We start from the raw sequence: 24,870 nt of genomic DNA on the forward strand, positions 1-24,870 counted from the left end.
TGCGCATCCCATCGACACCCAAGAGGAGGAGGCGCCCGTGGCTGACGGCTCGCTGCCCATCGTCGTGACGCCTGAAGCCTTCGGGCGCGGCAGTTTCGATCTGGCCGTGATCGAAGGCCTGACGGTCCGCGGCGCGCTGGTCGAGGCGGTCAAGGCGGGGCTTCCCGTCAACCTGCTGGACCGCACGGAGATCTACATCGATGGGGCGCGCCTGCCTCGCGAGGTCGCGCTCGATCGAGTCCTCAAGTCCGGCGAGCTGGTCCACTTTGTCGTTGAGCCGCTGGGCGGCGGTGGCGGCGGCGGGAAGGATATCGGACAGATTCTCGTCTCCCTGGCCGTGCTGGCGGTGTCGTCCTGGATCGGCGGCATGGCCCTGTTCGCCTCCAATCAGGCCATGCTGGTGGCCAAGCTGATCGCGCGCACGGCGCTTCAGGTCGGGGTGCTGGTCGGCGGGGCGGCGCTGGTCTCCTCCATGGGGCAGCGCGACACGCCAGCCCGGGCCAATGACCGATACGCGCTGCAGAGCGCGTCGAACCAGTACCGGCAGTGGGGCACCATGCCTCTGGCGCTCGGCGAGGTGGTGGCGGCGCCGGATCTAGCGGTGAAGACCTTTACCCAGAGCGAAGGCGACGACGTCTGGCTGTACGGCATCCTGGGCGTCCACTACGGCCCGTGCGAAGTTTCCGAGGTCAAGATCGGCGACACCCTGGTCAGCACCATGGGGCCGGGCGATTTTCGGATGGTCCAGCATCTGGAGCCGGGCCCGCGCGCCTTCCAGCTCTATCCCAACGATGTCGACCAGTTGGATCTCCAGGAGGAGTTGCAGGCGACGCCGGGCAGCGCGACGCCGCTGGTGCGAGCGGCGTCCTCGGACGGGAGCCGCTTCGGCTTCGACTTCTTCCTGCCGGCGGGCCTGCATTTTCAGAAGGATGACGGCCGGCTGATCGACGCGACTGTTTCGGTCGCGGTGCGCTATCGCCCGATCGACATGACGGGGGCCGCCACCGGACCGTGGCAGAACGGGCCGACGATGTCGCGGCGCGCGCGCTCGAAGGATCCGATGCGCATCACCCACTGGGTGAGCCTGCCGCACGGTCGTTACGAGTTCGAACTGACGCGCAGCCGCCCGGATGACGACAACGCCAAGCGCCAGGACCGGATTCTGCTCAGCGCCATCAAGGCGGTCGCCTTCCGCAAGCCGGTGACGGACGAGACGCTGTCCCTGATCGAGTTTGCGGTGCGCGCCTCGGCCATCAATCAGGGCGGGCTGGCGCCGATCACCTGCCGCATCAAGCCGAAATGTCCGATCTGGACGGGCAGTAGCTGGGGACCGGCGGTCGCGACGTCGAACCCGGCCGCCCTGGCGCGCTGGCTGCTGACCGGACCGGCGCCCGCCAAGCCCCTGCTGCCCGCTCAGGCGGATCTGCGCCTGCGGGCGTGGTCGGGCCTGTGCGAACAGTACGACTGGAAATGCCACGTCTATCTGACGGAAACCAAGACGCAGGCCGAAGTCCTGCAGATCCTGGAGCGCGCCGGGCGCGCCTGGCTGTTCTGGGATGGCGTTCAGGTTGCGGCCTCGCCCTGGGTTGAAAAGCCGGCGCCGCGTCAGTTGTTCACCGGAGCGAATCTGCGCGATCACCGCTGGGAAATCGCCTATCCGGACCCGGTTCACGCCCTTCGCGTCGAGTTCCTGAACCTGGAGAAGGGCGGCGAGGCCGACGAACTGTTCGTCTATGCCGATGGTTATGGCGAGATCGCGGACCCGGCGAATGGGATCAAGGCGGCCACGCTGGTCGAGGCGCTGCGTCTGGACGGTCAGGCGACCCCGAACCGCGCCTTTCGCGACGGCCGATGGGCCCTGGGGTCGCTGAAGCTGCAACGTCGGGTCGATACCTGGACGGCCGACATCGAGCATCTGGTGTCGCAGTACGGCGATCGCGTGCGCCTGGCGTGGCGGCGGCCCGTCAACGGCGCGGAGGCGCGGGTTCGCTGCCGCCGCTGGACCGCCGACGGCAGCGCGGTGATCGGATTGCGGCTGACGCAGCCGGTAAGGATGGAGGCGGGGCAGGAGTACGCTGCGGATCTGCGGACCAAGGACGGGCTGCACGTCTCGGTTCCCGTCGAGACCGTCGTGGGCGAGACGCGCGAGATCCGTTTCACGAATGCGCGCAGCCCTGCGTTATGCCCACAGGCCGACGACCTGATCGCCTTTGGCGTGTCGGAGCGGGTCAGCGAAGATGTCGAGATCGTCGGTATCGAGCCAGGCGAGAACCTGACGGCGGTGATCACGGGGGTGCGCTATGTCGCGCCCCTGTTGATGGCCGGAGAGACGGGACCGATCCCTTCGCTGCCCTCGCGTCTTTCGGGGGATCGCAACGCCAATCCGCCGCGGCCGACTCTGTTGGGGGTGCAGGAGGATGCGCACGGCGTGCGCGTCAGCTTCTCCGTGCCTGCCTGGCGGGGCTCGCCTATCAACGGCTTCACCGTCCGCTGGCGGGGCGTTTCGGTCGCCGGCGAAACCGCCGGTTGGGCGCCGCTCCCGCCTCTGGACGGCACGGCGCGCGAATTGATGGCGCCGCCCCTGCGCGAAGCCCCGATCGAGGGCGTCGAGGCCACGAAGGTCGAGTTCGAGATCACGGCGACGACAGTCGACGGGCGCGCGTCTAAGCCGCTGCAGGTGACGGTGGTCAAGCCGGTTCCGGCGAAGCCGAAGGCGGCAGTGTGGACGGTCGAGGAGAAAGGCCCAGGGGCGGACGGCGTTTCGCAGCCGATCCTGGTGGTGCGCGGCGAGGTGAACGATCCGGCGGTCGCGGCGGTGCGCATCGCCTGGGGGCTGACAGACAACGGGCCGTGGACCGATGCCTATCAGGGCGCGCCGCTGACGAAGGCGCTGGAGATCGGCAATCTGACGCCCGGCGTCGATCACTACGTAGCCGTCACCCATCTGTCGGCGCAGGGCGTGCCGAGCCAGTTTCTGGTGATCGGCCCGCGGGTGCCGGCGCCGCTCCTGGCGGGCGGGCTGGCGCCGGAAAGCCCTATCTGGGGCCAGTTGAACGACCTGACCAAGCAGGCCCTGCGCTCGGCTATCGAGGCGGCTCAGGCGCTGTTGGACGAAGAGCAGCGGCGCCAGATCGAGGTGAACGACATCCTCGACCGGCTGGGGCTCGGCTTCCTGTTGGACCCGGTGACGCGCACGGCGCTGATCAAGTCGGAGACGGTTGTCGAGGGCGTGGGACCGGGCGGCCTGCCTGAGACGCTGGTGCAGATGTCGGCCCGGCTGGTGGCGGCGGATGCGGCCAACACGGCCAACACCGCGCAGGCCCTGATCACGGCCGAGGCCAAGATCAACGCGCTCCGGTCGGAGAGCTATGCCGCCTTCGCCACCTATAACGCCATGGGCGACGCGATAGCGGCCAATGCGCTCGTGATCCGGGGGCAGGTGACGGCCGAGATCGCTTCGGCGACGGCCAATCTGGTTTCGTCCACCCAGATGGGCACGGCAATCAGCAACAGCGAAGTGTCGCTGCGCAACTGGACCAATGGCCGGATCTCGGAGTCGGTGACCGGACTGGCCAGCACGGCCTATGTCGCGGGCAGTCTGGCCACGGCCAAGGGCCAGTGGGAGGCGTATGCCGACGACGCTGCGGCGCGGTCGATCGTCGGCCTGGACTCGGTGGCTGCGCGAGAAGCGGCGCTAGGCGCGGCGGTGCTGTCGCTCCAGTCGTGGTCGGACGGCCGGTTCGCCTCAGGCGCGGCCCTGCTGGCGGTGCAGTCTACGGCCAACAACGCGTCGTCGACGGCGGCGCTGGCCCTGTCGGCAGCCAACGGCAACGAGGCGTATGCGGCGCTGACGGCCGAATCTGGCGGGCGGCTCACCTCGATGCGGATTGACGGCGTCACCCGCGCCATCGACTTCCTTGCCGAGACCTTCAACGTCACGGCCGAGGGCGGGAACGGCATCAGCTACAGCGCGGCCAGCAAGGTCTTCAAGATCTTCGGCGACGGTCAGAAGACCTTGATGAAGGCATCGGGCGGGGTCCGCTTCTGGTCGGGTCCCACCTCTGTCCCGGATGGATCGGAGACCGCTGAAAACGGGGTCATCGCGCTTGGCCCCGGCGTGCCAGGAGGAGGCCAGTTCAACGGTCTGACGTTATCGCGCCCTTTTGATACGGGCGTAGGGTCGGACACTGCAATCGTCATCCAGCCGGACACCTGGACGGTGATCGCCGAGACCTCCCTGCATTACATGCGAGAGGGCGTGTTTATGACAGCCGCCTCGATTGAGGCGCTGGTCTCGTCATCGACGGCCGACGGCAGCGTGAGCTGGGTCGTGGAGTCTGTGAACGCATCAGGCGGTGATCCGGTCATCGTCGCACAGGGCGGCTTCTTGCTGCCCGCCAACATCATACCGTGGACGACAGGGCGTTCGGCCTATCTGCCGGGGCTAGGCCGCCGCACCGGAGAGCGCCGCCTGCGCCTTAGCATCGCCTGGAGCAACCCCCCGGTGACCGGCGTGACGATCCGAAAAGCCCGCCTCTGGGGGCTTTACGCCGCCGAGCTCACGTCTTGGCCCAACTGAACCCAAACCGCCTTTTTCAACAGGAGACGCCTGCCATGCCGAAGACCCAAGACAAAACCGAAGAAGAAATTCTGGCTGAGCTGAAGGCCAGTGATGCCGCGACTAAGCGCATTCGCGCCGAACTGGATGCGGCGACGCTGGAGAAGATCGTCGCCCAGGCGGCCGTCGCCAAGGAAGCGACGCTGGCTCTGGAGGCCCTGTGTGGCGATCTGGTCAGCGAGTTCGGCCACCACGCCCTGAAGATGCAGGCTCCCGGCGGCGCGTCGGTGCAGATCGGAAATGTGTCGGCTCTGGCGGAGCAGGGCCTGACCGAGGCCCGTCGCTTCCTCGACTCCCTGGAGGCCTGATCCATGTCGATGACGCCGGGAGAGCTGATCGAGCTTGCCAATCAGCTGCTGATCGTCGCCGGTCGGATACCGGGCGTCATCACGGTGACAGGCCCGCCGGCCAATACGCTGGGGGCCATCGGTTCCTCGGCGTTCTGGGCCGAAGAGCGCACTTGGTATGGCCCCAAGACCGCTGAGGGCTGGCCGCCGGGGGTGGGGGTGACTCCGACCGTCCCGACATTCGCCACGGAAGGTGAGGTTCGCGCTGGGAAGACGACCGGAAAAATAATCGACCCACAGACCGCAGCGGACGCGCTCTGGCCGGTCACCATCGTTCGCACTGCGGCGGCGGCAGGGGTGAACTTCGACAGCTTCATCAACTGCAACATTTCGCTCGACGCTAATGGAACGCTAGGGCCACCTAGCGGCGGATATCCCGGCAAGAGCGGAACTATCAACGTATTCAACGCCACCGGCTCTGCGACCATGGCCTTTGCTTCCGCCTACCGGATGCCGAATGGCGGGATCACCATCGAGGCGGGCGTCAACGCCTCTACGCGCATCCCCTTCATGATCGCCGACACCGGTGCTGTGATCCTGTTCCCTGCCTCAAAGTGGAGCGCCTGATGTTTCTTCCTAATCCGGGGATGCTGGCGGCGGGGGGGCGGCGGCAAGACCTATGCTCAGTTTCAGGCCTACATCGCTCAAACTTCCTCGCCAAGACCGGTAACGGCTACACTTCTCTTGGCTACGCCTCCAGCTTCGACGCCTGCGCATGACGCGGGTGCTGATCTGGACGCCCGAGGGCGTGTTCGAGATGAACCCCTTAGAGGGCGCGGGGCCTGCGCCCTACACATGGTGAAGCGATGACCTGGCACCTCAACAACGCCCCCGCGCCGCGCGACCCGTCGTCCGGCTGGCTGATCATCGACGACGTGCAGTATCCGCCCGACTGGCCGCATGACGACCTGCTGGCGCTGGGGCTGGAATGGGTCGAGCCGGAGCCCCCCGCACGGACCGCCGAGGAAATCTGCCGCCAGATCGACGCCGAGCGGGACCGACGCACGGCTCTGGACTTCGCCTATGACTTCGGGGCGACCCCTGCTGTGGACGACAGCGGCGCTCAGATCGCAGCGGGCGAGCGCCTGTTGCAGATGCGGCCCGAGGATCAGCGCAACTGGCAGGCCCTGCAAGGCGCGGCCCTGACGGCCATCGTATCGGGCGCGCCGGACACCACCCTGCCCATGCGGGCTGAGGACAACTGGAACATCCAGACCACGGCGGCGCAGGTGCTCCAGGTTCTGGCGGCCATGACGGCCCACGCCTCGGCGCTGCTGTTCCACGGGGGGGCGCTGAAGTCACAGGTGCGGGCGGCGGAAGACCCGGCCTCTGTCGACTGGATGGCCGGCTGGCCCGGCGATGTTTGACCGCCTGATCCTCGAAGTCAGCCTGATCGCAGGCCTGATCCTGCTGGCGGTGTTCGCTGCTGGATTTGCGGCCGGGCGGCTGACCCGGCGCTGACGAACCCGGTTCGTCCCCTGAAGCCCGCGCCCTGAGCGTCGGCTGCCTCTCACCTATGGCCGACATTCTTGGAGGGGCGGATGCTCGACCCGAGGGATTTCCCCGCGTTCTGGGGCTTGTGCGGCGGCGTGCTTTTCGGCGCCGTCGGTCTGGTCACCGCCTATTCCGCCAAGGCCGGCAATCCGCTGGCCCAGCGCAAGGCGTGGCTGCATCTGGGACTCGGCGTCGTGGCCGGTCCCATTCTGGCCGAAGCGTTCACGCCCAGCCTGATCGCCGTCGTTCCCGCGCTGGATATGCGCGGGGTGGCGATGACCTTGGGCTGGATCGCGGCGAACGACCCTCGCGGCTTCTTCGGCTTCACCAAGCGCCTGATCTATGCGGCGCTTCACGCGGTTCTGAAGGAGACACAGCGATGACCGCTCACGACTGGATGGTTCTGGCGACGGGGCTTGTTTTCCTGTCGGCCGGGGCGGTGCTGAGCCAGGTGTTCCGCCTGCTCGGGCCGACCTATCACACCAAGATCACGGCCCATTGGGCGGTGCGGGGCTTCTTCTTCGCCTCGACGCTCATTCTGGTGGCGCGCGGCCTGTCGTTCGTCTTCCCCGGCCGGGCCTTCGCGGTCCAGCACATGAGCGCCCTAGTGCCCGCCTCGGGCTTTGTCGTGCTGGGCCTGTCGCTGGTCCTTCTGGAATGGGTGATGCGGGACCGGGCGCCGCCGCCGTGGACAGAGCGGCTGCTGGGCTTTGCCGTGCGTCGGGGCGTCTCCGATCAAGCGGTTGCAGAGATGGCCTTCGCCCTGCCTCCCGAGCCGCACGGGCGACCCGCCAGCGAACACGAGCCTTGCCGCTGCGTGCGCCTGTGCATGATGGCGGGGGCCGGTCTCGTCATTCTGGTCATCGTGGCGGTGCTGCTTACAGCGGCGTGACAGTCCCGTTCGCTAGAGCAAGCTGTTAGCTTCGCCTGCTCACGCCGCTCGTTTCCAGATGGGATCGGCGCGATGAGCCGCCAGTTCGATGTTCACACCGTAATCGCGGAGAATCTGGGCCGCGAGTTCGGTACATCCGAGCACAGGCAAAGTCTCTCCAAAGTGCTGCATCCAAGCGTCAGCAACGATCTGCTCTTTCACCGATAGCATTCCTACTCCTACGCGCTGCCGCCCAGCCCATAAGCAGCGCTGAAACGGCGCTTTCTGTTCCTCACAATCTGAACTGGAGCCCATCATGGCCTTTCGCCTTGGTGCGCAGTCGCGCGCCCGGCTCGCTGGCGTTCACCCGGATCTGATCCGCGTGGTCGAGCGGGCCATCCAGCTATCCACCGTCGACTTCTCTGTGCTGGAAGGCGTTCGCACGCCGCAGCGCCAGCGGGAGCTTTACGCACAGGGCCGCACCAAGCCGGGCCCCAAGGTCACCTGGACGCTGACCAGCAACCACTTCGTCAACGCCCAGACGGGCTATGGCCACGCTGTCGATCTGATCCCGTTCCCGGTGGACTGGGAGGGGCCGGTGCGGTTCCCGAAGTTCGACGCCATCGCCAAGGCCATGTTCGCGGCGTCGGCCGAGCTGGGCGTTCCGATCCGCTGGGGCGCCGACTGGAACCGCAACGGCAAGCCGCGCGAGCGGGGAGAGACGGACAGCCCTCATTGGGAGCTGGCGCGATGAAGGAAGCATTCCGCACCCTGACCGCCGCTGGCTGGGCGTTGGCGGCGATCTGCCTGCTGCTGATGATCGTCCTGATCTGGTGGTCCGCCACGGCGGGCGGCCGCGAACGCGCCAGGCAAGAGCGCGCCGTCCAGGCCGCAAACGCCCAAGCCCGCGCCACGGACGCGGCGGCCCGCGATCGGGCGGCCGACCAGCGGCTGACCGACCTGAAGATCAATACCCGACTGGAAAAGGAACGGACCGATGCTGTCTCTGCGATCCCTGACGCTCGCCCCACTGCTGGCCGCGTCGCTCTTGCTTGTCACCGCCTGCGCGAGCAGGGAACGCGTGACGGTGATCTACCCCCCGAGTGCCGACCTGGCCGTTGAGGCCAAGCCGATCATGCCGGCCGAGGCGGTGCGCAGCGAGGCCGCCGGCATCGCCCATGACATCGCCGTCGAAGGCTGGGGCGAGCGGGGGTGGGATGCAGTCGGGCGACTGTGCCGCTGGGCGGCCGACAACGGCATGAAGGGACTGAGTTGCCCGCCGCCGCCTGAACTGCCGCCTAGACCTGGTTAGGCGTTCGCGTTGATCCACTGTCGCGCCGCGACGGCCAGCAGCCCCGAGCGGGTCAGGCCATGGGCGCTGGCGGCGGCGTCGATCCGGCCCACCAGGCCTTCGGGCAGGGAGACATTGAGGCGAACCGGGTTCGTCTTCGGCTTCGCCGGTCCGGCCGTCTCGATCAACGGGAGGGCGACGACATCAAGATCGGCGAAGTCCTCCCGGCTGTGCGTGAAGCTGGGCGGGGGAATGACCATGCCTTCATCGGCCATGACCTCTAGGTGTCCCGTCAGGGCTTCGATCACATTTTTTTCAAGCGCCTCGGCAACCTCTTCCAGACCGACAGCATGGAGGTGATCCGGCGGCGGGATGTCTCCCAGCTGGGGCAGAAACTCCAAGAGATTTAGGCCCACCTCCGCCAAACGGGTGCGGAGCCGTAACAGGGAAACGGCCAATGCCAGGTGGCTTCCAAAGCCCAAAAACTCGCCCTGGGCGGCCTCGTCGTTCCGTTCATGGATTTGGAGGCGCTTGGAACCGCAGACGCTGCACCGAAGAGCGCGCGCCCAATCGGTGCGCGGACGCGTAAGCCAGTCCGGGAAGTGCGTGCAGAGATCGCGGCCGTTGAAGTCGATGGTTCGCCGGCATCCCCAGCAGTGGACGCTCACGATCCAACCGAAGCGCACGGCCATGAGCAACGGTCCCTCCCAGGCGCGAGGGACGTTCGGAAATGCGCCGTCGGGCGCGCTCAGGAAATACTCTTCAGCGGGCGTCATCGTCTGCTCCCGCGCACGCCGTGCGCCAACATCCATTCCGCCTCACGTCCGGGGCGGGATCGACGCGCGCCAACGCGTCGACCTGCGGGCAGGACCCCGCACGACTGGACCGATCGGCCGCCCGGCCGGTCGCCGCCCCGCTCTCGCGAGAGGGGTTCTCCTAACCGTGCGAAGGACCTGCCCGCAAATGAATTGTTCCCGTAATGTTCTCTATGTCGACCAGCGCCCCGTGGCCGCGGCCGAGCCGCCCGCCGCGTGGCTGGGCGGCAAGCGCCATCTGGCCAAGCGCATCTGCCATGTCCTGGCCTCCACGCCGCACGACGCCTACGTCGAGCCGTTCATCGGCATGGGCGGGGTCTTCTTGCGCCGGAGGGTGCGGCCTCACGTCGAGGTCATCAACGACATATCAGGCGATATCGTCACCCTCTTCCGCGTTCTGCAGCGGTTTCCCGAGGCCCTGCTGCGCGAACTGCGCTGGCGGCCGGCGATGCGAAGCGAGTTCGCCCGGCTGAATGAGGCGCGGGACTGCGACCTGCTCGACATCGAGAGGGCGGCGCGGTTCCTCTATCTGCAGACGCTGGCGTTCGGGGGGAAGATGTCGGGGCGGTCGTTTGGGGTCAGCACCAAGGGCGCGCACAACTTCGACCTGACGCGGCTGGAGCCTCGGCTAAGGCGCCTGCATGACCGGCTGGCGGGGGTGGTGATCGAGAACCTGGACTGGCTCGACATCATCGCCCGCTATGATCGGCCGGGCACCTTGTTCTACCTCGACCCGCCCTATTTCGGCGGGGAAAGCGACTATGGCGCCGGCGTCTTCATCCGTGGCGACTTTCAGCGCATGGCGGACAAGCTGCGCGCGATCGAGGGGCGGTTCTTGCTATCGATCAATGACCGACCTGAGATCCGCGAGCTGTTCGCCTGGGCGGATATGGAGGCCGTGCAGACGACCTATTCCATCGCCGGCGGCGACAAGGCCTCGACGGCGGCCGAGCTGCTGATCGGAAAGGGCGTCGAGCTGGCGCCGGCGGCGGCGCAGGCGAGCCTGTTCTAGGTCAAACCGCCAGTTTCACGGTCCGTTCCAATGTGGGTGTGCGTTGGTGGCCGCCTCCAACCACCATGGATTTTCACTAGATCAAAAGCTTAGGTGGACGTCCAGATCTGGGGCGTCATCGCCTTGAGAACGTTTGGGGATCGAACGGGCCGCTCCGGGAGTGAAGTCCTGGAATAGTTCCGGAGGAAGTTCGGGCGACGTTCTTCTTCGTCTACGAAAGAGGGAGCGAAATGCCTATCTTCTCTGCTTTCTGGAAAAGCGATCCTTGGAAGAACGAGCTAAGGCTCCAGTCGTTTCGCGGCGCTCACGCGGCGCCACCCGCCGTCGCCAGATGCAGTTCCGGGCGGCTGAAGGATTGGCGGCCTGTAGCCCGCCGCAGTCGTGCTTGCACTTCGGCGGCACGTCAAATGGCGCCGGAAGCGTTGATGGCGGACACGTAAAAATCTGGCCGCATCTGATGATGCGGCCAGAAGGTGTTGGTTAGCTAGAGGTCCAATTCGCGCTTGCGCGCGAGGAGCGCCTGGAACGCCGGATCATCTGCGAGGGTTTGCAGGGCCCAGAATTCTTCCAGCCACTCCGCTTCGCCCTCCCAGTCGCTTTCGATCAGAAGCCGAACATTCGCCAGTGCGCCTTCATGGTCGCCAGCGAGCGCTCGTGCTCCGGCGGCATGAAAACGGCTCCAGTTGATCTGCTCGCTGGCCCGCTCGAAATGCACGGCCAGATCGCGACAGTGATCGGGGGTTAGGTCGCCGACATTCTCGGCAGGCAGCCTGCAGCTATAGGCGACATGCCGATCCAGTTCGGAAAGGCCGATTGATCCGCCAATCGCAATGGAGCCCTTGTTGGACGCATGGCTGTGCCACTCGACGCCATGAAGACCGCGCCGAACGCATTCGGCGATCGTCATCGAGGCGACCATGCGTCCAAGCCCCTGTCGCCGGAAGTCAGATTCCGTGCCGACGCCCACTTCGCACCGCTGGCCGCTGACGCTGTCCGTCAGGCTGTGGCTGACAATCCGCCCATTGTGCAGAGCGCAGTACCCGACAGCGAGGTTGAAGAACGCCTCTGGAGAGGTCCACCCTTCAACGCAGTCCTCCAGCGCTTCAATGTTGCCGGGATTCCGGTCGAACAGCGCACGATCGATAGGCAGGATCTCAAATCCTGAGTCGAGCTGGCGCGGCGCCGGCAACGCAACGCCTGCCATATACCCCATGCGAACACGGGGGTGAGGTATTGCGAACGCATTGTTCCACGCCTTGGGAAGGCGTGAACTCCAACGGGGTTCTGTAAAGAGATAGGCCCAGTCAGGGATTATCTCTCGGAGGCCGTCGAAAGTTTCGGCCCCGGCGTCAGGGTTTCCGCCCAGATAGTAGGCGTCGCCGTTGGCTACGACCGCCACCTGAGGATTGGCTGGGTTGTCTACCCAGACCTCGCCGTCAATCGTACCGTCCAGGGCGGACGCGACAGCGACATGGATCGAAGAGAGTTCAGCTAAAGTAGTCTGAGCGACCGAATAGGCCTCTTGCTCGATTTTTTGCATTGATTAAGCGATCCTATGGATGCGGCGCTTTGCGCCTGCACCATCGATGGTGACAAGTGGAACAGATCGTCTGTTCCGCAGGCAGCCGGCATACGCCCGCCGGCGCTCGGCATGGTGTTGGCTGCCATCTTGGTACCCCGCGTATCAATAAAAATGCTGCGATTATTTCGCAGGTTCTGTCCCTGTAATCTGTGTCCCAACGCCACGCAAGTAGAGCGGCTTAGAGCAGGGCTAAAGGCCGGCAAGCGAAGTTCGCTTGAGGGTGGATTGCCGACCTTCGGTTTTGGGGCCACCTTGCTGACATGAGCGACTTGCCCAAAGTGAAGCTATCGCGCTTGCGCGAGATCGGTTGGTCGCTCTGGGATCCCATCGGCCTGCGAGAACTCAGCGATGGCGAGTGGCAAGACGGAGGAGGATGCGCCGACGAATACGACGGCTATCTCCTCCAAGTCGTGGGTCGATTGGGGCGTGGCGAGTCTCTTGCGGACGTGTCCGCTTATCTTGAGGATGCCGAGGTCGGGCACATTGGACTGACGCGGAATTCAACGACCAGTTCTCGTGCGAAGGCTACGGTCGAAGCGATTTCCAACTATCTATCCATGTTCGGCGTCAGCGCCTTTGGCACAGATCTGGGGTTGCGGATAATGGAGGGATTGGGTCTCGTCGCAGTGACGTAAGGAACGCAGATGAGACCCAATCCCTCCAGCCCAAAATTGGCTGCCAAGCCCACCAAGAAGCCCGCCGAGGTGGTGGTGAAAGATATTCGCCGTGCCACACGCCGGCATTTCTCGGCCGAGGATAAAATCCGCATCGTGCTCGAAGGCCTGCGCGGCGAGGAGAGCATCGCTGAACTGTGCCGCCGCGAAGGCATCGCCCAGAGCGTGTATTATTCCTGGTCAAAAGAATTCCTTGAGGCTGGCAAACGCCGTCTGGCCGGGGACACGGCCCGTGCCGCCACCAGTGACGAGGTCAAGGATCTGCGCCGTGAAGCACTGGCTCTCAAGGAATGCGTGGCCGACCTGACGCTCGAGAACCGCCTGCTTAAAAAAAGCATGATCGCGGATGGGGGCGACCAAGAATGAGGTATCCCGCCGCAGAAAAGCTCGAGATCATCCGCCTCGTCGAGCAATCCCATCTGCCCACCCGACAGACGCTGGAGAAACTGGGCATCCCACGCCGCACCTTTGCCCGCTGGTATGCCCGCTACCTTGATGGTGGGCCTGAGGCGCTGGAAGACCGCCCCTCGGCGCCAAGCCGGGTATGGAACCGGCTGCCCGAGAATGTGCGCAAACAGATCATCGACATGGCGCTGGAGGAAAGCGAACTCTCGCCCCGCGAGTTGGCCACCAAATTTACCGATGAGAAGCAGTACTTTGTCTGCGAGGCCACGGTTTATCGCCTGCTCAAGGCACAGGATCTGATCGCCAGCCCAGCCTATATCGTCATCAAGGCCCGCGACGAGTTCCACACCAAGACGATGCGACCAAACGAGATGTGGCAGACCGACTTCACCTATTTCAAGCTGATCGGTTGGGGCTGGGTTTACCTCTCAACCGTGCTCGACGACTATTCCCGCTACATCATCTCGTGGAAGCTGTGCACCACCATGACGGCGGGCGATGTCACCGACACGCTGGACTTGGCGCTGGCCGCATCAGGTTGTGACAGCGCCACCGTGCTGCACATGCCGCGCCTGCTCTCGGACAATGGCCCGAGCTATGTCGCGGGCGAACTGGCCGCCTATATCGAGGCCCAGTCCATGAGCCACGTGCGCGGCGCCCCCTTTCACCCCCAGACACAGGGCAAGATCGAGCGCTGGCACCAGACCTTGAAAAACCGCATCCTACTGGAGAATTATTACCTGCCCGGCGATCTCGAAGCCCAGATCGAAGCCTTCATCGAGCACTACAACCACCAGCGCTATCACGAAAGCCTGGGCAATGTGACGCCCGCAGATGCCTACTTTGGCCGCGATCGGCAGATCCACGCCCAGCGCGCCGCCATCAAGAAACAGACCATCGAACATCGCCGCTTGCAGCACCGCAAGCTCGCCGCCTAAAAGCCAACCCCTGACGAGGCCCGCTCTCCGTTAACGCCACGCCAAACCTGCGCCAAATGTTTCGACGACGGACAATCTATCCAGCCTTCCGCCGGGCGCGTTGAAGGTCCACTGAGGGTCGGAAGGCGACAATGGCCTGAACACGGCTAGCGGACGGTGGGTCTAGCGGGTTGCCGCAGCAGGTCGGGGTAATCCTCGCGGCTGCCCTGCCGGACTACGATTCTAGTTAAACCCGACCGTTCGACTGCCCTTTGCGCCATTTCGACGCACTGTCGGTCTGGGTCATCACCCCACACTACATCCACTTGATCTGGCTTAGCGGGGAGCGCGGCAAACCAGCTTTCGACCATAGCCGCATCGGACATCCACATATCCTGGATGAGGTAACGGCATTGGTTCTCGCGAAGCTCAACAGTGATTGGGTAGCCCAAGGCGGCAGCTCCCTGTGGAGCGGACGCGCATCCTGCCAGCAACAGTGTGATAGCAGCGAGGATGACCGGCTTTCGCCCAAGCCAACCGTAATAATGGCCATCCAAATCAGCTGCATCCGATGACTCCATTTTCCGCAGCTTCAGCGTAAAAGTCCTCGCATGCAACCAACCCCTTGCAAGGTCCGCAACGGGTGGTTAGCGGACCTTCGTTCCGGCGCGGCTTGTCTTGATCCCCGACCAAAACCTGAAACCGGAAACGACCACCATCACGCTAACGAACAGCCCCCATAGCTTTGCGGCAGAGATCAGCGAGGAGGGTACCCCTAGCCATAGTCCTTTTGACGTCAGAATGTTCTCGACGACCACGACGAGAGGGTTCAGCGCCAGAAGCAGGGCGCCAATAGGCCACGACAATAGGATGACCTTGCCGATCAGGGCGAGGAAATGGACCCAAGGCTTTTGGCTCGCAGGTAGCTGGCTCATTTAGCAAAGGCTACGAGAGCTTGTGCTCTTACGAAAGACTTGGCGAGGTCGCCTTTGGGTCGAAGGCAGACATTGTACGGTGCGCTGGAATGCGTCCTCAAATAGCGATCTTCACAGCAAGGCCCAGTATTAGGGCTGCAGTTCTAGCCGCCTCTAACCACCGCGGATTTTTCCTGAAATCCGTTAGCTTGTGCGACGTCGTCTTTCCGCTTGCGTGGCGATCATGGATTTGAGCGGCGGCTGAGTAGAGCGCGCAGAGACGCGATCAGGCGATGGCTCGTGACGGTCGGGGCGCTGCGGCGGCCCCCAACTGTATGTCGATGATGTCGCCGCTGGGGACATGCCCTTGTTGGCGTGCGAAGCGGGCGGCGCTTTCGGCGGTCGCCATCATGTGCGGCGACTGTCGCTCGATCTGATTGTTCACGAGCAGGGCGTATTCATACCAGACGTGAGGTTCGCCCATCGCCGCCGCGCGCGACACGCGAAGGATAACCGCCGTCTGCATTCTAGCCCCTCGAACCTGCCCATCGGCATCCCTTATCTCGTGCTATGGCCCAGATCGTTGAACGCTGTCCAGCGAGAATTTGATGTGAGTTTCAAGTCCTTGGCGTTCTCTGACGCGCGACGCCGGCGAGGCGAAGAAGCGCCGCTGATATGCTTTTTGAACCTCAGGCGATCTAGCCCATTGTATGGGGCATGCCTCTCGCTCTTTTCGCCTTTGGCGCTATCCTTTTGGCCGTTGTCCTCACTGGGGTCGACCGTGCCGTCACCAGCGAACGGCGCCTGCCGGATCGTGATCAGGACGGGGAGCCGGACGAGCCTCATGGTCCGGCTAGAGGTCTGTAGCGGTCAGGTCTGCGGGATGCGAGTCGCGCCGCCTGCGATCTTGCAGACGTAGTCGGCTTGCGGGCGACCTGTCTGCATGCCGCTGGGGGTGAGGATTCCGCCGCGGGCAATGCAGTCGGCGTCCAGCTTGGACATCTCTTCCTGATAGGTCGGCAGGTCACGGCCGGTGGCGCAGGCCGTCAGGGCCAGGGGCGCGGCGATGACGGCGATGAGCATGAGAGGCGAGCGCATGGGAGGTCTCCTTCGGCGATAGACGGCGGCTGCGGCGACGGCGAAACGGCCGATCCCGCCTGACGTTCCGACAGGGGGCGGCGCAGAGCAAGAAGAAAGGGCGCCTCGTCAGCCCGCCAGCACGCCCAGATGCTCCAGCAGGATCTTCAGGCCCAGCGCGATCAGGGCCACGCCGCCGACCAGCTCGACGATCTTGCCCAGCCGCGCGCCCGCCGCCTTGCCGACCAGAAGGCCCAGGGTCGCCAGGGCGAAGGTGGTGAAGCCGATGCAGGCGGCGATCAACCAGATATTCGCGTCCAGCAGGGCCAGGCCGACCCCGACCGCGCCGGCGTCGATCGAGGTGCCGACGGCGGTGGCGACCAGGGCCAGCAGGCCGCGCGACGCGGCCTTGCCGCCTGCGTCAGCCGCCTCGACGGCTTCTTCGTCGCGCTTCAGCGCCTCCCAGATCATCTTGGCCCCGACCGCGCCCAGCAGGCCGAAGGCGATCCAATGGTCGATCGCCGCGACGAAGCCGGCGGCCGCCACGCCCAGGGCGAAGCCGATCAGGGGAGTGATGGCTTCGATCACGCCGAACACCAGGCCCGAGCGCAGGGCCTGGGGCACCGTCGGTCGGTGCTGGGCGCCGCGCCCGATGGCGGCGGCGAAGGCGTCGGCGGACATGCTGACGGACAGGACGGCGATGGCGACAGGGGACATCATGGGAAAACACACTCGGCCGGACGCATGACAGCACGCTCCACGCACGGGCCGGCCCCGCAGGTGCAGCATGCTGGTCTCGCTAGGCGGAGGTGATCCGCTGATCGCGCCATGCTCCTGACGACAGGAGCAAGTGTGTTGACGCGACCCCGGCTGGGATATGCCGGAAGCTACTCCCCAACGGCCGCCCCTCTAACGCCTCGTTCCGAGTCTATCAACCCGCGCATGGCCAAAGGCGACAAGACGCCCCATCTGTGCTAGACGCCGCCGCTTCACTCTTCGCCGCAGGACATCCGCCCTTGAGCATTTCGCTCGATCTCTCGCGCGCCAGCGCCCCGGTAAAGACGCCCGTCAACCTCAGCGGTCTGACGCGCGACGAGCTGCGCCAGGCCCTGATCGATGCCGAAATCTGTCCGCCCGAAAAGGCCAAGATGCGCGCCTCCCAGGTTTGGCGCTGGATCCACCATTACGGCGTCACCGACTTCGCCCTGATGAGCGATGTGGCCAAGGACACGCGCGCCAAGCTGGCCGAGGCCTTCACCCTGGCTCGCCCCGAGATCGTCGAGCGTCAGGTGTCCAAGGACGGCACCCGCAAATGGCTGATCCGCACGGCGCCGGGCATCGAGATCGAGACCGTCTACATCCCCGACGTGGGCCGGGCCGGCGCCCTGTGCGTTTCGTCCCAGGTGGGCTGCACCCTGAACTGCACCTTCTGCCACACCGGCACGCAGAAGCTGGTCCGCAACCTGACCACGGCCGAGATCGTGGCCCAGGTCCAGGTGGCCCGCGACGACCTGGACGAGTGGCCCTCGCCCAAGGAAGACCGCCGCCTGTCCAACATCGTCTTCATGGGCATGGGCGAGCCGCTCTACAATCTGGACCACGTCGCCAACGCCATCGACATCATTTCCGACAACGAAGGCATCGCCCTGTCGCGGCGCCGGATCACCGTATCGACCTCGGGCGTGGCGCCGCAGCTGAACGCCCTGGGCGAGCGCACGGCGGCCATGCTGGCGATCAGCCTGCACGCCACCAACGACCCGCTGCGCGACCAGCTGGTGCCGCTGAACAAGAAGTATCCGCTGGATCAGCTGATGGCCGCCATCCGCGCCTATCCCGGCCTGTCCAACGCGCGCCGGGTGACGTTCGAATACGTCATGCTGAAGGGCGTCAACGACAGCCCGGCCGAGGCGCGCGCCCTGATCAAGCTGATCGAGGGCATTCCGTCCAAGGTCAACCTGATCCCGTTCAACCCCTGGCCCGGCACCGATTATCAGTGCTCGGACTGGAAGACGATCGAGACCTTCGCCGCCATCCTGAACAAGGCCGGCTACGCCTCGCCCATCCGCACCCCGCGCGGCCGCGACATCCTGGCCGCCTGCGGCCAGCTGAAGTCTGAGAGCGAGAAGCAGCGGGCCTCTGCGCGCCTGAAGGCCGAGCGCGAAGAGGCGGACGCAGCCTGAGGCCCGACCGTCCGTCTGGACGCTTTGTCCTTCGACTGTGGCGCGGGCGCCCTAGCGGAATGGTCAGGCTTTCGGGCAAGGGTGTTTTGGTTTCGTTCCCCTTCAGGCTGGGAGGCTAGGGTTCGTCGTCATGGAGACCTCGTCGTTGCCGGGCGTTCTGTCGACTCCTGAACTCCAGGCGTTCGCGACGGGCTTTCCGATCCTGATGCTGCATCTGGCCGTGACCTTCGGCCTGCTGGCGGCGGGGGCGGCGGTCTACGCCCTGCTGACGCCGTGGCGCGAAATCGCCCTGATCCGCCAGGGCAATCCGGCCGCCGCCGTGGCCTTTTCCGGGGTGCTGGTGGGCCTGGCCATTCCGCTGGCGGTGTCCCTGTCGGTGTCGACCTCGATCCGCGACATCGCCATCTGGGGCGTGGCGACGGTGGTGCTGCAATTGCTGGCCTTCCGCGTCGTCGACTTCCTGCTGCACGGCCTGCCGCAACGGATAGAGAAGGGCGAGACCTCCGCCGCCGTGGTCCTGGCCGGGGCCAAGCTGTCGACCGCCTTGATCCTGGCGGCCGCCCTGACGGGTTGAGGGGGCGGCCTTGCGCTTTCCCCATCTTCCTGACTGGACCATCTACGCCGCCGTCATCGGCGTGATCCTGATTGCGTCGCTGAACCGGGGCGAGCGGGCTGATGCGCCGCACGACTTCCATGCCGAAGAGCCGACAGGACCGTTGCTGGGGCCGATCACCCCCTTCGATCCGTCCGTCACCGTCGACACTTCGGACGAGCACGAGCCGGTGTCGGGCACGGCCTTCTCCATCGCCGGGGACGGCCGCTGGATCACCGCCCGCCATGTGGTCGAGGGCTGTCGCAAGCCGGCCCTGGTGATCGACAAGACCCGCGCCCTGGCCGCCGACGTGCGCCTGGCCGCGCGGGCGGACGTGGCCCTGCTGCTGACCGACGGCGGGCCGCCCGCCCTGCCGATCGCGCCCGAGGCGCCGCTCTACAAGGGCCAGCGCGCCTTCCATCCCGGCTTCCCCCAGGGGCGGCCGGGCGAGGTGGCCTCGCGCCTGATCGGCCGCGAGACGCTGAAGATTCGCGGCCACCGCTCCTATGACGAGCCGGTGCTGGCCTGGGCCGAGGCCGGACGCACGCGGGGGCTGAAGGGCACGCTGTCTGGCCTGTCCGGGGCGCCGGTGCTGGATCGTCGCGGACGGGTGCTGGGCGTGACCATCGCCGAGTCGCCCCGGCGCGGCCGCATCTACACCACGGCGCCCGACACCTTCGTCCCCACGGTCGGCGCCCAGCAGCGCGCCGACGAAGCGGCGCTCGGCCAGGCGGTGACGACCCAGAACTACGGCGCCGTCTCCGATCGCCTGCGTCAGGATCTGCGCGTCGCCCAGGTGGTCTGCCTGACGACGTGAGCGAATGATTTTCCTCCCTGTTCGCGAAGCGGACGGGGAGGTGGATCGGCGGCGAAGCCGGCGAGACGGAGGGGCCGCTTGGTTCCGCCGTCCTAGCCCCTCCACCGCTTTCGCGGTCCCCCTCCCCATTTGCATGGGGAGGAAAAGATCGCCCGGCGCCCTACTTCAGCGTCGCGCTGTCCAGATTGAGTTCGGTCAGCGGAATGACCTCGACGTTCGGATACTTGGCCCGCAGGCCGTCGATGAACTTCGAGGCGTCGCCGACCACGACCAGGCTGGCCCGGTCGGTCGGCAGGTGTTCGGCGAAGGCGGCCTCGACCTGCTGCGGCGTGACCGCGCGGACGCGCCCGGCGTAGTCGGCCAGGTCGCTCATCGGCAGGTCGTAGAGGGCCAGGTTGGCGACCAGGCCGCCCAGGCCGTCGACCGTCTCCAGCGAGCGGCCGAAAGCGCCGATCAGGGTGGCGCGGCGCGGGGCCAGTTCGGCCTCGGTCGCCGGGGCGTCGCCCAGCTTGCCGATCTCGGCCAGCATCAGCTCGACCACCTCTGTCGCCGACTCGTTCTTGGTCTGGGTCGAGGCGGTGAAGACGCCCGTTTCGGCCCGCGCGCCCAGCGCCGATCCAGCGCCGTAGGACAGGCCCTTCTCGATGCGGATCTTCTGGTTCAGCCGCGAGGAATAGCCGCCGCCCAGCAGGGTGTTGCCCACCGTCAGCGGGAAGAAGTCGGCGTCGGTGCGGCTGACGCCGCGGATGGCGGCGACGACCGCCGCCTGGCCGGCGCCCGGCTGGTCGATGACGACGACGCGCGGAGCCAAAGCCTGACCCGCCTTGTCGACGGCGGCCGGGGCGGGACCGGCGTCGCGCCAGTCGCCGAAGGCTTCATCCGCCAGGGCGCGGGCCTCGGCCGGGGTCAGGTCCCCCGAGAACACCAGGGTCGCCTGCGACGGACGGAAGCGGTCGGAGTGGAACACCGCCACATCGTCGCGCGTCAGGGCGGGGATGCTGTTCACCGTGCCTGAGCCCGGCGCGCCGTAGGGGGCGTCGCCGTAGATCACGCGGCCCACCGACTGGGAGGCGATGGAGCCGGGCTGGCTCAGCGCCACGCGCAGGCCGTCCAGGGTCTGGGACTGCTGACGCTCCAACTCCTCGGCGGCGAAGGTCGGGTTGCGCACCAGGTCGGCCATCAGGGTCAGGGTCCGGCCGAACACGTCCTTGGGCGCATTGGCGTAGACATTGGTGAAGTCGGCGCCCGCGCCCGCGCCGATGCTGGCGCCCAGCTGTTCGATTGCGGTGGCGATTTCCGGGGCCGCCTTGGTCGTCGTGCCCTGGGTCAGCAGGGCGGCGGTCATGGAGGCGACGCCCGGCTTGCCCGCCGGATCGTGAGCCGAACCGGCGTTGAAGTTCAGCCGCGCCGAGACCAGCGGCAGGCCCTGCGTCGGGGCGACCAGGACGCGCAGGCCGTTGTCCAGGCGGAAGTCGGCGATGGCCGGGGTGGCGGGCGACACCTCGGGCCCCGGCTGGGGCAGGCGGGCGCGCTCGGCCTCCGGCAGCAGGACGGCGACCGGGCCGGCCGGGGCCAGGGACGCGACCGTGACGGGGGCGTCGACGTTCTTCTTCTGCTCGCTGGGCGCATTGGCGTCGTCGGCGGGCAGGTAGTTGATGGTGATCTGGCGCTGCGGCGTCAGATAGCGGCGGGCCACGCGCTGCACGTCGGCGGCGGTGACGGCCTGGATCTCGGCGATCTCGCGGTCGGCGGCGGTCGCGTCGCCGGTCATGATCAGCGCCATGCCCAGGGTGGTGGCGCGGTCGTCGATGCTTTCACGGCCGCGCAGGGCGTCGGCGACCAGCTCGTTCTTGGCCTCGGCCAGTTCGGCGGCGGTGACGGGCTCGTCGCGCAGACGCGCGATCTCGGCCTCCAGCGCGGCCTTGCCGGTCTCGACCGTCTGGCCGCCCGCCATGATGGCGTAGGCGGCCAGATTGCCCGCCTGCTGGGCGAAGTCGGGGTTGGAGCCCGCCGAGGCGGCGATTTGCTTGTCATAGACCAGCGAGCGGTACAGGCGGCTGCTTTCGCCGGTCGACAGGATGCCGTCCAGCACCGTCAGGGCCGCGCGGTCGGCGTCCTTGTAGGCCACGGTGTTCCAGGCCAGGGCGACGGCGGGCAGGGGCACGTTCGGCGCGTAGTAGGTGGCGGTGCGCGGGCCGGTCGGCTCGGGCTCCTTCACGTCGTTGGCGGGCATGGGCGTCGCCGGACGCTTCAGCGGGGCGAAATATTCGTCGACCCAGCCGTCCAGCTGCGCCTGATCGAAATTGCCCGCCACGATCAGCATGGCGTTGTCCGGCCGGTAGTAGGTGGCGTGGAAGCGCAGCACGTCGTCCAGGGTCGCGGCGTCCAGCTCCTCGATCGAGCCGATGCCCGGACGACGATAGGGGTGGTCCTGGTAGATGGTCTCGGGCGTGAACAGGCCGAACAGACGGCCATAGGGACTGGCCAGGATGCGCTGGCGGTATTCTTCCTTCACCACGTCGCGCTCGGAGGCGAAGTTCGCCTCGTCGACGACCAGCGAGCCCATGCGGTCGGCCTCGGCGAACAGGATGCGCTGCAGGTGGTTGGCCGGGACGACCTCGTAATAGGCGGTCACGTCGTCGGCGGTGAAGGCGTTGTTGAAGCCGCCGACGTCCTCGGTCAGACGATCGAACGTCTCGGACGGCATGTTCTTCGTCGCCTTGAACAGCAGGTGCTCGAACAGGTGGGCGAAGCCCGAGCGGCCCGCCGGATCATCCTTCGACCCCACGCGATACCAGACCTGGACCGTGACGTTGGAGGTCGAGGCGTCCCGCGCCGTATAGACCTCCATGCCGTTGGCCAGCACCCGCTTGGCGAAGCCCAGCGGCGGCACCTCGACCCCGCCCTGGGCGGCAGACGCGACGGCGGGCGGCGCCTTGGCCCAGGCCGGGGCGGCGGCGGGCAGGCCGAGCAGCAGCGCCGAGGCGCAGGCGGTCAGGATCAGGCGATTCTTCATGAGGGGCGGCTTTCCAACGCCCGCAGTCGAAGAAACGGGCGCTGAAAGCCTAGCAGGGCGAAGAGCCGCCGCGCACCTTACGGAGCTGTAATGAAAGGGGCGGAGCTCTACCGCCCGAACACCTCGACGCCGACGCCGCCGTCGGTCGCCAGCCAGGCGCGCTTCATGCCCTGGCTGTTGTAGGGGGCGGCGATGTTGCCCTCGCGGTCCAGGGCGATCAGGCCGCCGTCGCCGCCCAGGGCGCCGATGCGGTCGATGACGGCTTGCGACGCCTCGGCCAGAGACTGACCGGCGGCGACGCCGAAGGCGGTGCGCGCGGCGGCGGCGACGCGGATGAAGTATTCGCCCTGGCCGGTGCAGGAGACGGCGGCGTGTTCGTCGGCCCAGGTGCCGGCGGCGGGGATGGGGGTGTCGCCGACGCGGCCCGGCATCTTGCCGAACACGCCCGCCGTCGAGGTGGCGGCGGCCAGGCGGCCCTGGCTGTCCAGCACGCAGCAGCCGACGGTGCCGTGGCTCAGGCCGCCGGGCGGATGGTTGTCCTCGCCCTTGCCGGCGCGGGTGTACCATGCCTCGGGATCTTCGACGCGGGTCAGGCCCTGTTCGGCGGCGAAGCGGGCGGCGCCGTTTCCGGCCAGCATGACGTGGGGGGTGCGGTCCATCACCGCGCGGGCGGCGACGACCGGGTTGCGGAACCCTTGCAGGGCGGCGACGGCCCCGGCCTTGCCCGAGGCGCCGTCCATGAGGCTGGCGTCCAGCTCATAGTCGCCCGCCAGATTGGGCGAGGCCCCGCGCCCGGCGACGTAGAGGCCGGAGTCCTCCAGCATGACGACAGCCTCGACCGCCACGTCCAGGGCCGACGCCCCGGCGTCCAGCCGCGCCTTCATCGCCTCGACGACCTCGCGCATGTGCACGACCTCGGCGTCGTAGTTGCGCTCGCGCCGGGCGCCGGCGCCGCCGTGAAGAATGAGGGCGGGTTTCGCCATGATCGTCTCCTCAGAACCTATTCGACCTCTTTGCATCGGGCCGCAGGCTGATTAGCGTCGCCGGCGTGTCGGCGCCATGGCCGATGGGGGAAAGCTGAAAAGAGTTCCTATGCGTGCAGTCCTGTCCAAGGCCCCCGGCGGCCCGGAATTGCTTGTCGTCGAGGAGGTCATGGACCCCACGCCCGGTCCGGGCGAGGTGGTGATCGAGGTCAAGGCCGTGGGCGTCAACTATCCCGACGCCTTGATCATCGCCGACAAATACCAGTTCAAGCCCGAGCGCCCCTTCGCGCCGGGGGCCGAGGTCGCGGGCGTGATCGACGCCGTCGGCGAGGGGGTGAAGGGCGTGTTCCGGGGCGACCGCGTCGTCGCCGTGCCCGGCTGGGGCGGCATGGTCGAGCGGCTGAAGGTCAAGGCCGACAGCCTGATCCCCATTCCCGAGGGCATGGACTATGAGACCGCCGCCGCCTTCATCATGACCTACGGCACCAGCTACTACGCCCTGAAGGACCGGGCGAACCTGCAGCCGGGCGAGACCCTGCTGGTGCTGGGCGCGGCGGGCGGCGTCGGCGCCGCTGCGGTCGAACTGGGCAAGGCGATGGGCGCGCGCGTGGTCGCCGCCGCCTCGACCAACGACAAGGTCGAGTTCGCGCTGGAGCTGGGCGCGGACAACGGCCTGATCTACCCCTCCGGCCCGATGGACAAGGCGGCCCAGAAGGAGCTGTCGGGCGAGTTCAAGCTGTCGACCGGCCGCGACGGCGCCGATGTGGTGTTCGACGGGGTGGGCGGCGACTACGCCGAGCCGGCCCTGCGCGCGATGGACTGGAACGGCCGCTATCTGGTGGTCGGCTTCCCGGCGGGGATTCCGACCCTGCCGCTGAACCTGACCTTGCTGAAGTCGGTGTCGGTGGTCGGCGTCTTCTGGGGCGCCGCCGTCGCCCGCGATCCCAAGGCCCACGCCGCCAACATGGCCGAGCTGATGCAGCTCTACGCCGAGGGCAAGATCAAGCCGCGCGTCAGCCGCACCTTCCCGCTGGAGCGCGCCCATGAGGCCATCCAGGCCCTCAGCGACCGCTCGGCCGTCGGCAAGATCGTGGTGAAGGTGGAGGATTGATCGTTGCTTCCTTCTCCCCTTGCGGGAGAAGGTGGCAGGCGAAGCCTGACGGATGAGGGGTTGCGGGACCTCGGCCTCGCAGCCTTCATCCGATTTCGGAGAGATTCCTCATCCGAGCGCCTTCGGCGCCCACCTTCTCCCGCATGGGGAGAAG

At 66.8% G+C, this 24,870-nt stretch carries 25 protein-coding genes and 1 riboswitch; of the genes, 16 read left to right on the forward strand and 9 right to left on the reverse strand.

Features of this window, described 5'->3' with window-relative positions; all coding sequences use genetic code 11:
• The first annotated feature begins 37 nt into the window (after window positions 1-37).
• The 6 genes from gpJ (at window position 38) to FGL25_RS00575 (ending at window position 7,351) form a co-directional block, all read left to right on the forward strand.
• The gene (gpJ, locus tag FGL25_RS00550; protein WP_138140648.1) at window positions 38-4,579 is read left to right on the forward strand and encodes a TipJ family phage tail tip protein; all 4,542 of its coding nucleotides are present in this window, start codon (window positions 38-40) and stop codon (window positions 4,577-4,579) included.
• A 35-nt stretch (window positions 4,580-4,614) separates the two neighbouring features.
• Window positions 4,615-4,926, forward strand: a complete 312-nt coding sequence (locus FGL25_RS00555) for a hypothetical protein (RefSeq protein ID WP_138140649.1) — start codon at window positions 4,615-4,617, stop codon at window positions 4,924-4,926.
• 3 nt (window positions 4,927-4,929) lie between these two features.
• Window positions 4,930-5,532, forward strand: a complete 603-nt coding sequence (locus FGL25_RS00560) for a hypothetical protein (protein ID WP_138140650.1) — start codon at window positions 4,930-4,932, stop codon at window positions 5,530-5,532.
• Between the two features lie 239 nt (window positions 5,533-5,771).
• Window positions 5,772-6,332, forward strand: coding sequence for a DUF4376 domain-containing protein (locus tag FGL25_RS00565; RefSeq protein WP_138140651.1), 561 nt, complete (start codon window positions 5,772-5,774; stop codon window positions 6,330-6,332).
• A gap of 174 nt (window positions 6,333-6,506) precedes the next feature.
• A complete protein-coding gene (locus tag FGL25_RS00570) occupies window positions 6,507-6,842 on the forward strand; it encodes a hypothetical protein (RefSeq protein ID WP_252969931.1) in 336 nt (111 codons plus the stop codon).
• Window positions 6,839-7,351 carry a hypothetical protein gene (locus tag FGL25_RS00575; protein ID WP_138140652.1) on the forward strand — a complete coding sequence of 171 codons (513 nt, stop codon included), beginning with the start codon at window positions 6,839-6,841 and terminating at the stop codon, window positions 7,349-7,351. Before FGL25_RS00570 ends, FGL25_RS00575 begins: the two co-directional genes overlap by 4 nt.
• A gap of 39 nt (window positions 7,352-7,390) precedes the next feature.
• On the opposite strand, the gene FGL25_RS16750 is transcribed toward FGL25_RS00575, so the two are convergent.
• Window positions 7,391-7,552: a hypothetical protein gene (locus tag FGL25_RS16750; RefSeq protein ID WP_167493266.1), complete on the reverse strand. Its 162-nt coding sequence runs from the start codon at window positions 7,550-7,552 to the stop codon at window positions 7,391-7,393.
• A gap of 94 nt (window positions 7,553-7,646) precedes the next feature.
• Between FGL25_RS16750 and FGL25_RS00580 the strand changes: the two genes are divergently transcribed.
• From FGL25_RS00580 to FGL25_RS00590, 3 genes are read left to right on the forward strand one after another with little or no spacing between them, the layout of a single operon-like run.
• Window positions 7,647-8,084, forward strand: a complete 438-nt coding sequence (locus FGL25_RS00580; RefSeq protein WP_138140653.1) for a M15 family metallopeptidase — start codon at window positions 7,647-7,649, stop codon at window positions 8,082-8,084.
• A complete protein-coding gene (locus FGL25_RS00585; protein ID WP_138140654.1) occupies window positions 8,081-8,452 on the forward strand; it encodes a hypothetical protein in 372 nt (123 codons plus the stop codon). The genes FGL25_RS00580 and FGL25_RS00585 overlap by 4 nt, the downstream gene beginning before the upstream one ends.
• A complete protein-coding gene (locus FGL25_RS00590; RefSeq protein ID WP_138140655.1) occupies window positions 8,418-8,642 on the forward strand; it encodes a hypothetical protein in 225 nt (74 codons plus the stop codon). The genes FGL25_RS00585 and FGL25_RS00590 overlap by 35 nt, the downstream gene beginning before the upstream one ends.
• Here the strand turns inward: FGL25_RS00590 and FGL25_RS00595 are convergent.
• Window positions 8,639-9,397, reverse strand: a complete 759-nt coding sequence (locus FGL25_RS00595; RefSeq protein ID WP_167493267.1) for a type II toxin-antitoxin system HicB family antitoxin — start codon at window positions 9,395-9,397, stop codon at window positions 8,639-8,641. The genes FGL25_RS00590 and FGL25_RS00595 overlap by 4 nt on opposite strands.
• A gap of 187 nt (window positions 9,398-9,584) precedes the next feature.
• Here FGL25_RS00595 and FGL25_RS00600 point away from each other — a divergent pair, with 187 nt between their 5' ends.
• A complete protein-coding gene (locus FGL25_RS00600) occupies window positions 9,585-10,448 on the forward strand; it encodes a DNA adenine methylase (protein WP_138140657.1) in 864 nt (287 codons plus the stop codon).
• A gap of 484 nt (window positions 10,449-10,932) precedes the next feature.
• Here FGL25_RS00600 and FGL25_RS00605 read toward each other — a convergent pair whose 3' ends face one another.
• Window positions 10,933-11,988 carry a GNAT family N-acetyltransferase gene (locus FGL25_RS00605; protein ID WP_138140658.1) on the reverse strand — a complete coding sequence of 352 codons (1,056 nt, stop codon included), beginning with the start codon at window positions 11,986-11,988 and terminating at the stop codon, window positions 10,933-10,935.
• A gap of 302 nt (window positions 11,989-12,290) precedes the next feature.
• Between FGL25_RS00605 and FGL25_RS00610 the strand changes: the two genes are divergently transcribed.
• Together FGL25_RS00610 and FGL25_RS00615 are read left to right on the forward strand one after the other, a co-directional pair.
• Window positions 12,291-12,665, forward strand: coding sequence for a hypothetical protein (locus FGL25_RS00610; protein WP_138140659.1), 375 nt, complete (start codon window positions 12,291-12,293; stop codon window positions 12,663-12,665).
• Window positions 12,666-12,674: 9 nt separating this feature from the next.
• Window positions 12,675-14,047 (forward strand): IS3 family transposase gene (locus FGL25_RS00615; RefSeq protein ID WP_095046155.1). Its coding sequence is split into 2 segments (ribosomal slippage): window positions 12,675-13,032 and window positions 13,032-14,047, totalling 1,374 coding nucleotides; the frame shifts between segments, so codons are not numbered across the junction.
• A gap of 626 nt (window positions 14,048-14,673) precedes the next feature.
• Here FGL25_RS00615 and FGL25_RS00620 read toward each other — a convergent pair.
• The 4 genes from FGL25_RS00620 to FGL25_RS00635 form a co-directional block, all read right to left on the reverse strand.
• The gene (locus FGL25_RS00620) at window positions 14,674-14,961 is read right to left on the reverse strand and encodes a hypothetical protein (RefSeq protein ID WP_138140660.1); all 288 of its coding nucleotides are present in this window, start codon (window positions 14,959-14,961) and stop codon (window positions 14,674-14,676) included.
• Window positions 14,962-15,226: 265 nt separating this feature from the next.
• Complete coding sequence (locus tag FGL25_RS00625; RefSeq protein ID WP_138140661.1) at window positions 15,227-15,466, reverse strand: hypothetical protein; 240 nt, start codon at window positions 15,464-15,466, stop codon at window positions 15,227-15,229.
• Window positions 15,467-15,810: 344 nt separating this feature from the next.
• Window positions 15,811-16,038 (reverse strand): hypothetical protein, encoded by a 228-nt coding sequence (locus tag FGL25_RS00630; RefSeq protein WP_138140662.1) that lies wholly within the window; start codon window positions 16,036-16,038, stop codon window positions 15,811-15,813.
• A 108-nt stretch (window positions 16,039-16,146) separates the two neighbouring features.
• Complete coding sequence (locus FGL25_RS00635) at window positions 16,147-16,737, reverse strand: manganese efflux pump MntP (protein ID WP_083673858.1); 591 nt, start codon at window positions 16,735-16,737, stop codon at window positions 16,147-16,149.
• Window positions 16,726-16,915, reverse strand: a riboswitch (yybP-ykoY riboswitch). (Overlaps the previous gene by 12 nt.)
• A gap of 118 nt (window positions 16,916-17,033) precedes the next feature.
• Here FGL25_RS00635 and rlmN point away from each other — a divergent pair.
• From rlmN to FGL25_RS00650, 3 genes are all read left to right on the forward strand, one after another.
• Window positions 17,034-18,197 carry a 23S rRNA (adenine(2503)-C(2))-methyltransferase RlmN gene (gene rlmN, locus FGL25_RS00640; RefSeq protein WP_138140663.1) on the forward strand — a complete coding sequence of 388 codons (1,164 nt, stop codon included), beginning with the start codon at window positions 17,034-17,036 and terminating at the stop codon, window positions 18,195-18,197.
• Window positions 18,198-18,327: 130 nt separating this feature from the next.
• Window positions 18,328-18,771: a DUF350 domain-containing protein gene (locus tag FGL25_RS00645; protein ID WP_003166326.1), complete on the forward strand. Its 444-nt coding sequence runs from the start codon at window positions 18,328-18,330 to the stop codon at window positions 18,769-18,771.
• A 10-nt stretch (window positions 18,772-18,781) separates the two neighbouring features.
• Complete coding sequence (locus FGL25_RS00650) at window positions 18,782-19,606, forward strand: S1 family peptidase (RefSeq protein WP_003166325.1); 825 nt, start codon at window positions 18,782-18,784, stop codon at window positions 19,604-19,606.
• Window positions 19,607-19,766: 160 nt separating this feature from the next.
• Here FGL25_RS00650 and FGL25_RS00655 read toward each other — a convergent pair whose 3' ends face one another.
• Entirely contained in the window at window positions 19,767-22,622 is a 2,856-nt protein-coding gene (locus FGL25_RS00655) for a M16 family metallopeptidase (protein WP_138140664.1), read from the reverse strand.
• A gap of 107 nt (window positions 22,623-22,729) precedes the next feature.
• A complete protein-coding gene (locus tag FGL25_RS00660) occupies window positions 22,730-23,605 on the reverse strand; it encodes an isoaspartyl peptidase/L-asparaginase family protein (protein WP_076222880.1) in 876 nt (291 codons plus the stop codon).
• Window positions 23,606-23,714: 109 nt separating this feature from the next.
• Between FGL25_RS00660 and FGL25_RS00665 the strand changes: the two genes are divergently transcribed.
• Window positions 23,715-24,716, forward strand: coding sequence for an NADPH:quinone oxidoreductase family protein (locus tag FGL25_RS00665; protein ID WP_138140665.1), 1,002 nt, complete (start codon window positions 23,715-23,717; stop codon window positions 24,714-24,716).
• Window positions 24,717-24,870 lie beyond the last annotated feature (154 nt).

The organism is Brevundimonas vancanneytii, from assembly GCF_901421975.1.
Classification (GTDB): Bacteria; Pseudomonadota; Alphaproteobacteria; order Caulobacterales; family Caulobacteraceae; genus Brevundimonas; species Brevundimonas diminuta.

Excerpts from the sequence above, each read along its gene's own strand:
- FGL25_RS00620 (WP_138140660.1), bottom strand. The coding sequence starts at position 14,961 with ATGAGCCAGCTACCTGCGAGCCAAAAGCCTTGGGTCCATTTCCTCGCC.
- FGL25_RS00555 (WP_138140649.1), top strand. The coding sequence starts at position 4,615 with ATGCCGAAGACCCAAGACAAAACCGAAGAAGAAATTCTGGCTGAGCTG.
- FGL25_RS00575 (WP_138140652.1), top strand. The coding sequence starts at position 6,839 with ATGACCGCTCACGACTGGATGGTTCTGGCGACGGGGCTTGTTTTCCTG.
- FGL25_RS00645 (WP_003166326.1), top strand. The coding sequence starts at position 18,328 with ATGGAGACCTCGTCGTTGCCGGGCGTTCTGTCGACTCCTGAACTCCAG.
- FGL25_RS00565 (WP_138140651.1), top strand. The coding sequence starts at position 5,772 with ATGACCTGGCACCTCAACAACGCCCCCGCGCCGCGCGACCCGTCGTCC.
- FGL25_RS00605 (WP_138140658.1), bottom strand. The coding sequence starts at position 11,988 with ATGCAAAAAATCGAGCAAGAGGCCTATTCGGTCGCTCAGACTACTTTA.
- FGL25_RS00665 (WP_138140665.1), top strand. The coding sequence starts at position 23,715 with ATGCGTGCAGTCCTGTCCAAGGCCCCCGGCGGCCCGGAATTGCTTGTC.
- FGL25_RS00600 (WP_138140657.1), top strand. The coding sequence starts at position 9,585 with ATGAATTGTTCCCGTAATGTTCTCTATGTCGACCAGCGCCCCGTGGCC.
- FGL25_RS00580 (WP_138140653.1), top strand. The coding sequence starts at position 7,647 with ATGGCCTTTCGCCTTGGTGCGCAGTCGCGCGCCCGGCTCGCTGGCGTT.
- FGL25_RS00625 (WP_138140661.1), bottom strand. The coding sequence starts at position 15,466 with ATGCAGACGGCGGTTATCCTTCGCGTGTCGCGCGCGGCGGCGATGGGC.
- FGL25_RS00595 (WP_167493267.1), bottom strand. The coding sequence starts at position 9,397 with ATGACGCCCGCTGAAGAGTATTTCCTGAGCGCGCCCGACGGCGCATTT.
- FGL25_RS00635 (WP_083673858.1), bottom strand. The coding sequence starts at position 16,737 with ATGATGTCCCCTGTCGCCATCGCCGTCCTGTCCGTCAGCATGTCCGCC.
- FGL25_RS00660 (WP_076222880.1), bottom strand. The coding sequence starts at position 23,605 with ATGGCGAAACCCGCCCTCATTCTTCACGGCGGCGCCGGCGCCCGGCGC.
- FGL25_RS00630 (WP_138140662.1), bottom strand. The coding sequence starts at position 16,038 with ATGCGCTCGCCTCTCATGCTCATCGCCGTCATCGCCGCGCCCCTGGCC.
- FGL25_RS00655 (WP_138140664.1), bottom strand. The coding sequence starts at position 22,622 with ATGAAGAATCGCCTGATCCTGACCGCCTGCGCCTCGGCGCTGCTGCTC.
- FGL25_RS00585 (WP_138140654.1), top strand. The coding sequence starts at position 8,081 with ATGAAGGAAGCATTCCGCACCCTGACCGCCGCTGGCTGGGCGTTGGCG.
- FGL25_RS00610 (WP_138140659.1), top strand. The coding sequence starts at position 12,291 with ATGAGCGACTTGCCCAAAGTGAAGCTATCGCGCTTGCGCGAGATCGGT.
- FGL25_RS00560 (WP_138140650.1), top strand. The coding sequence starts at position 4,930 with ATGTCGATGACGCCGGGAGAGCTGATCGAGCTTGCCAATCAGCTGCTG.
- FGL25_RS00570 (WP_252969931.1), top strand. The coding sequence starts at position 6,507 with ATGCTCGACCCGAGGGATTTCCCCGCGTTCTGGGGCTTGTGCGGCGGC.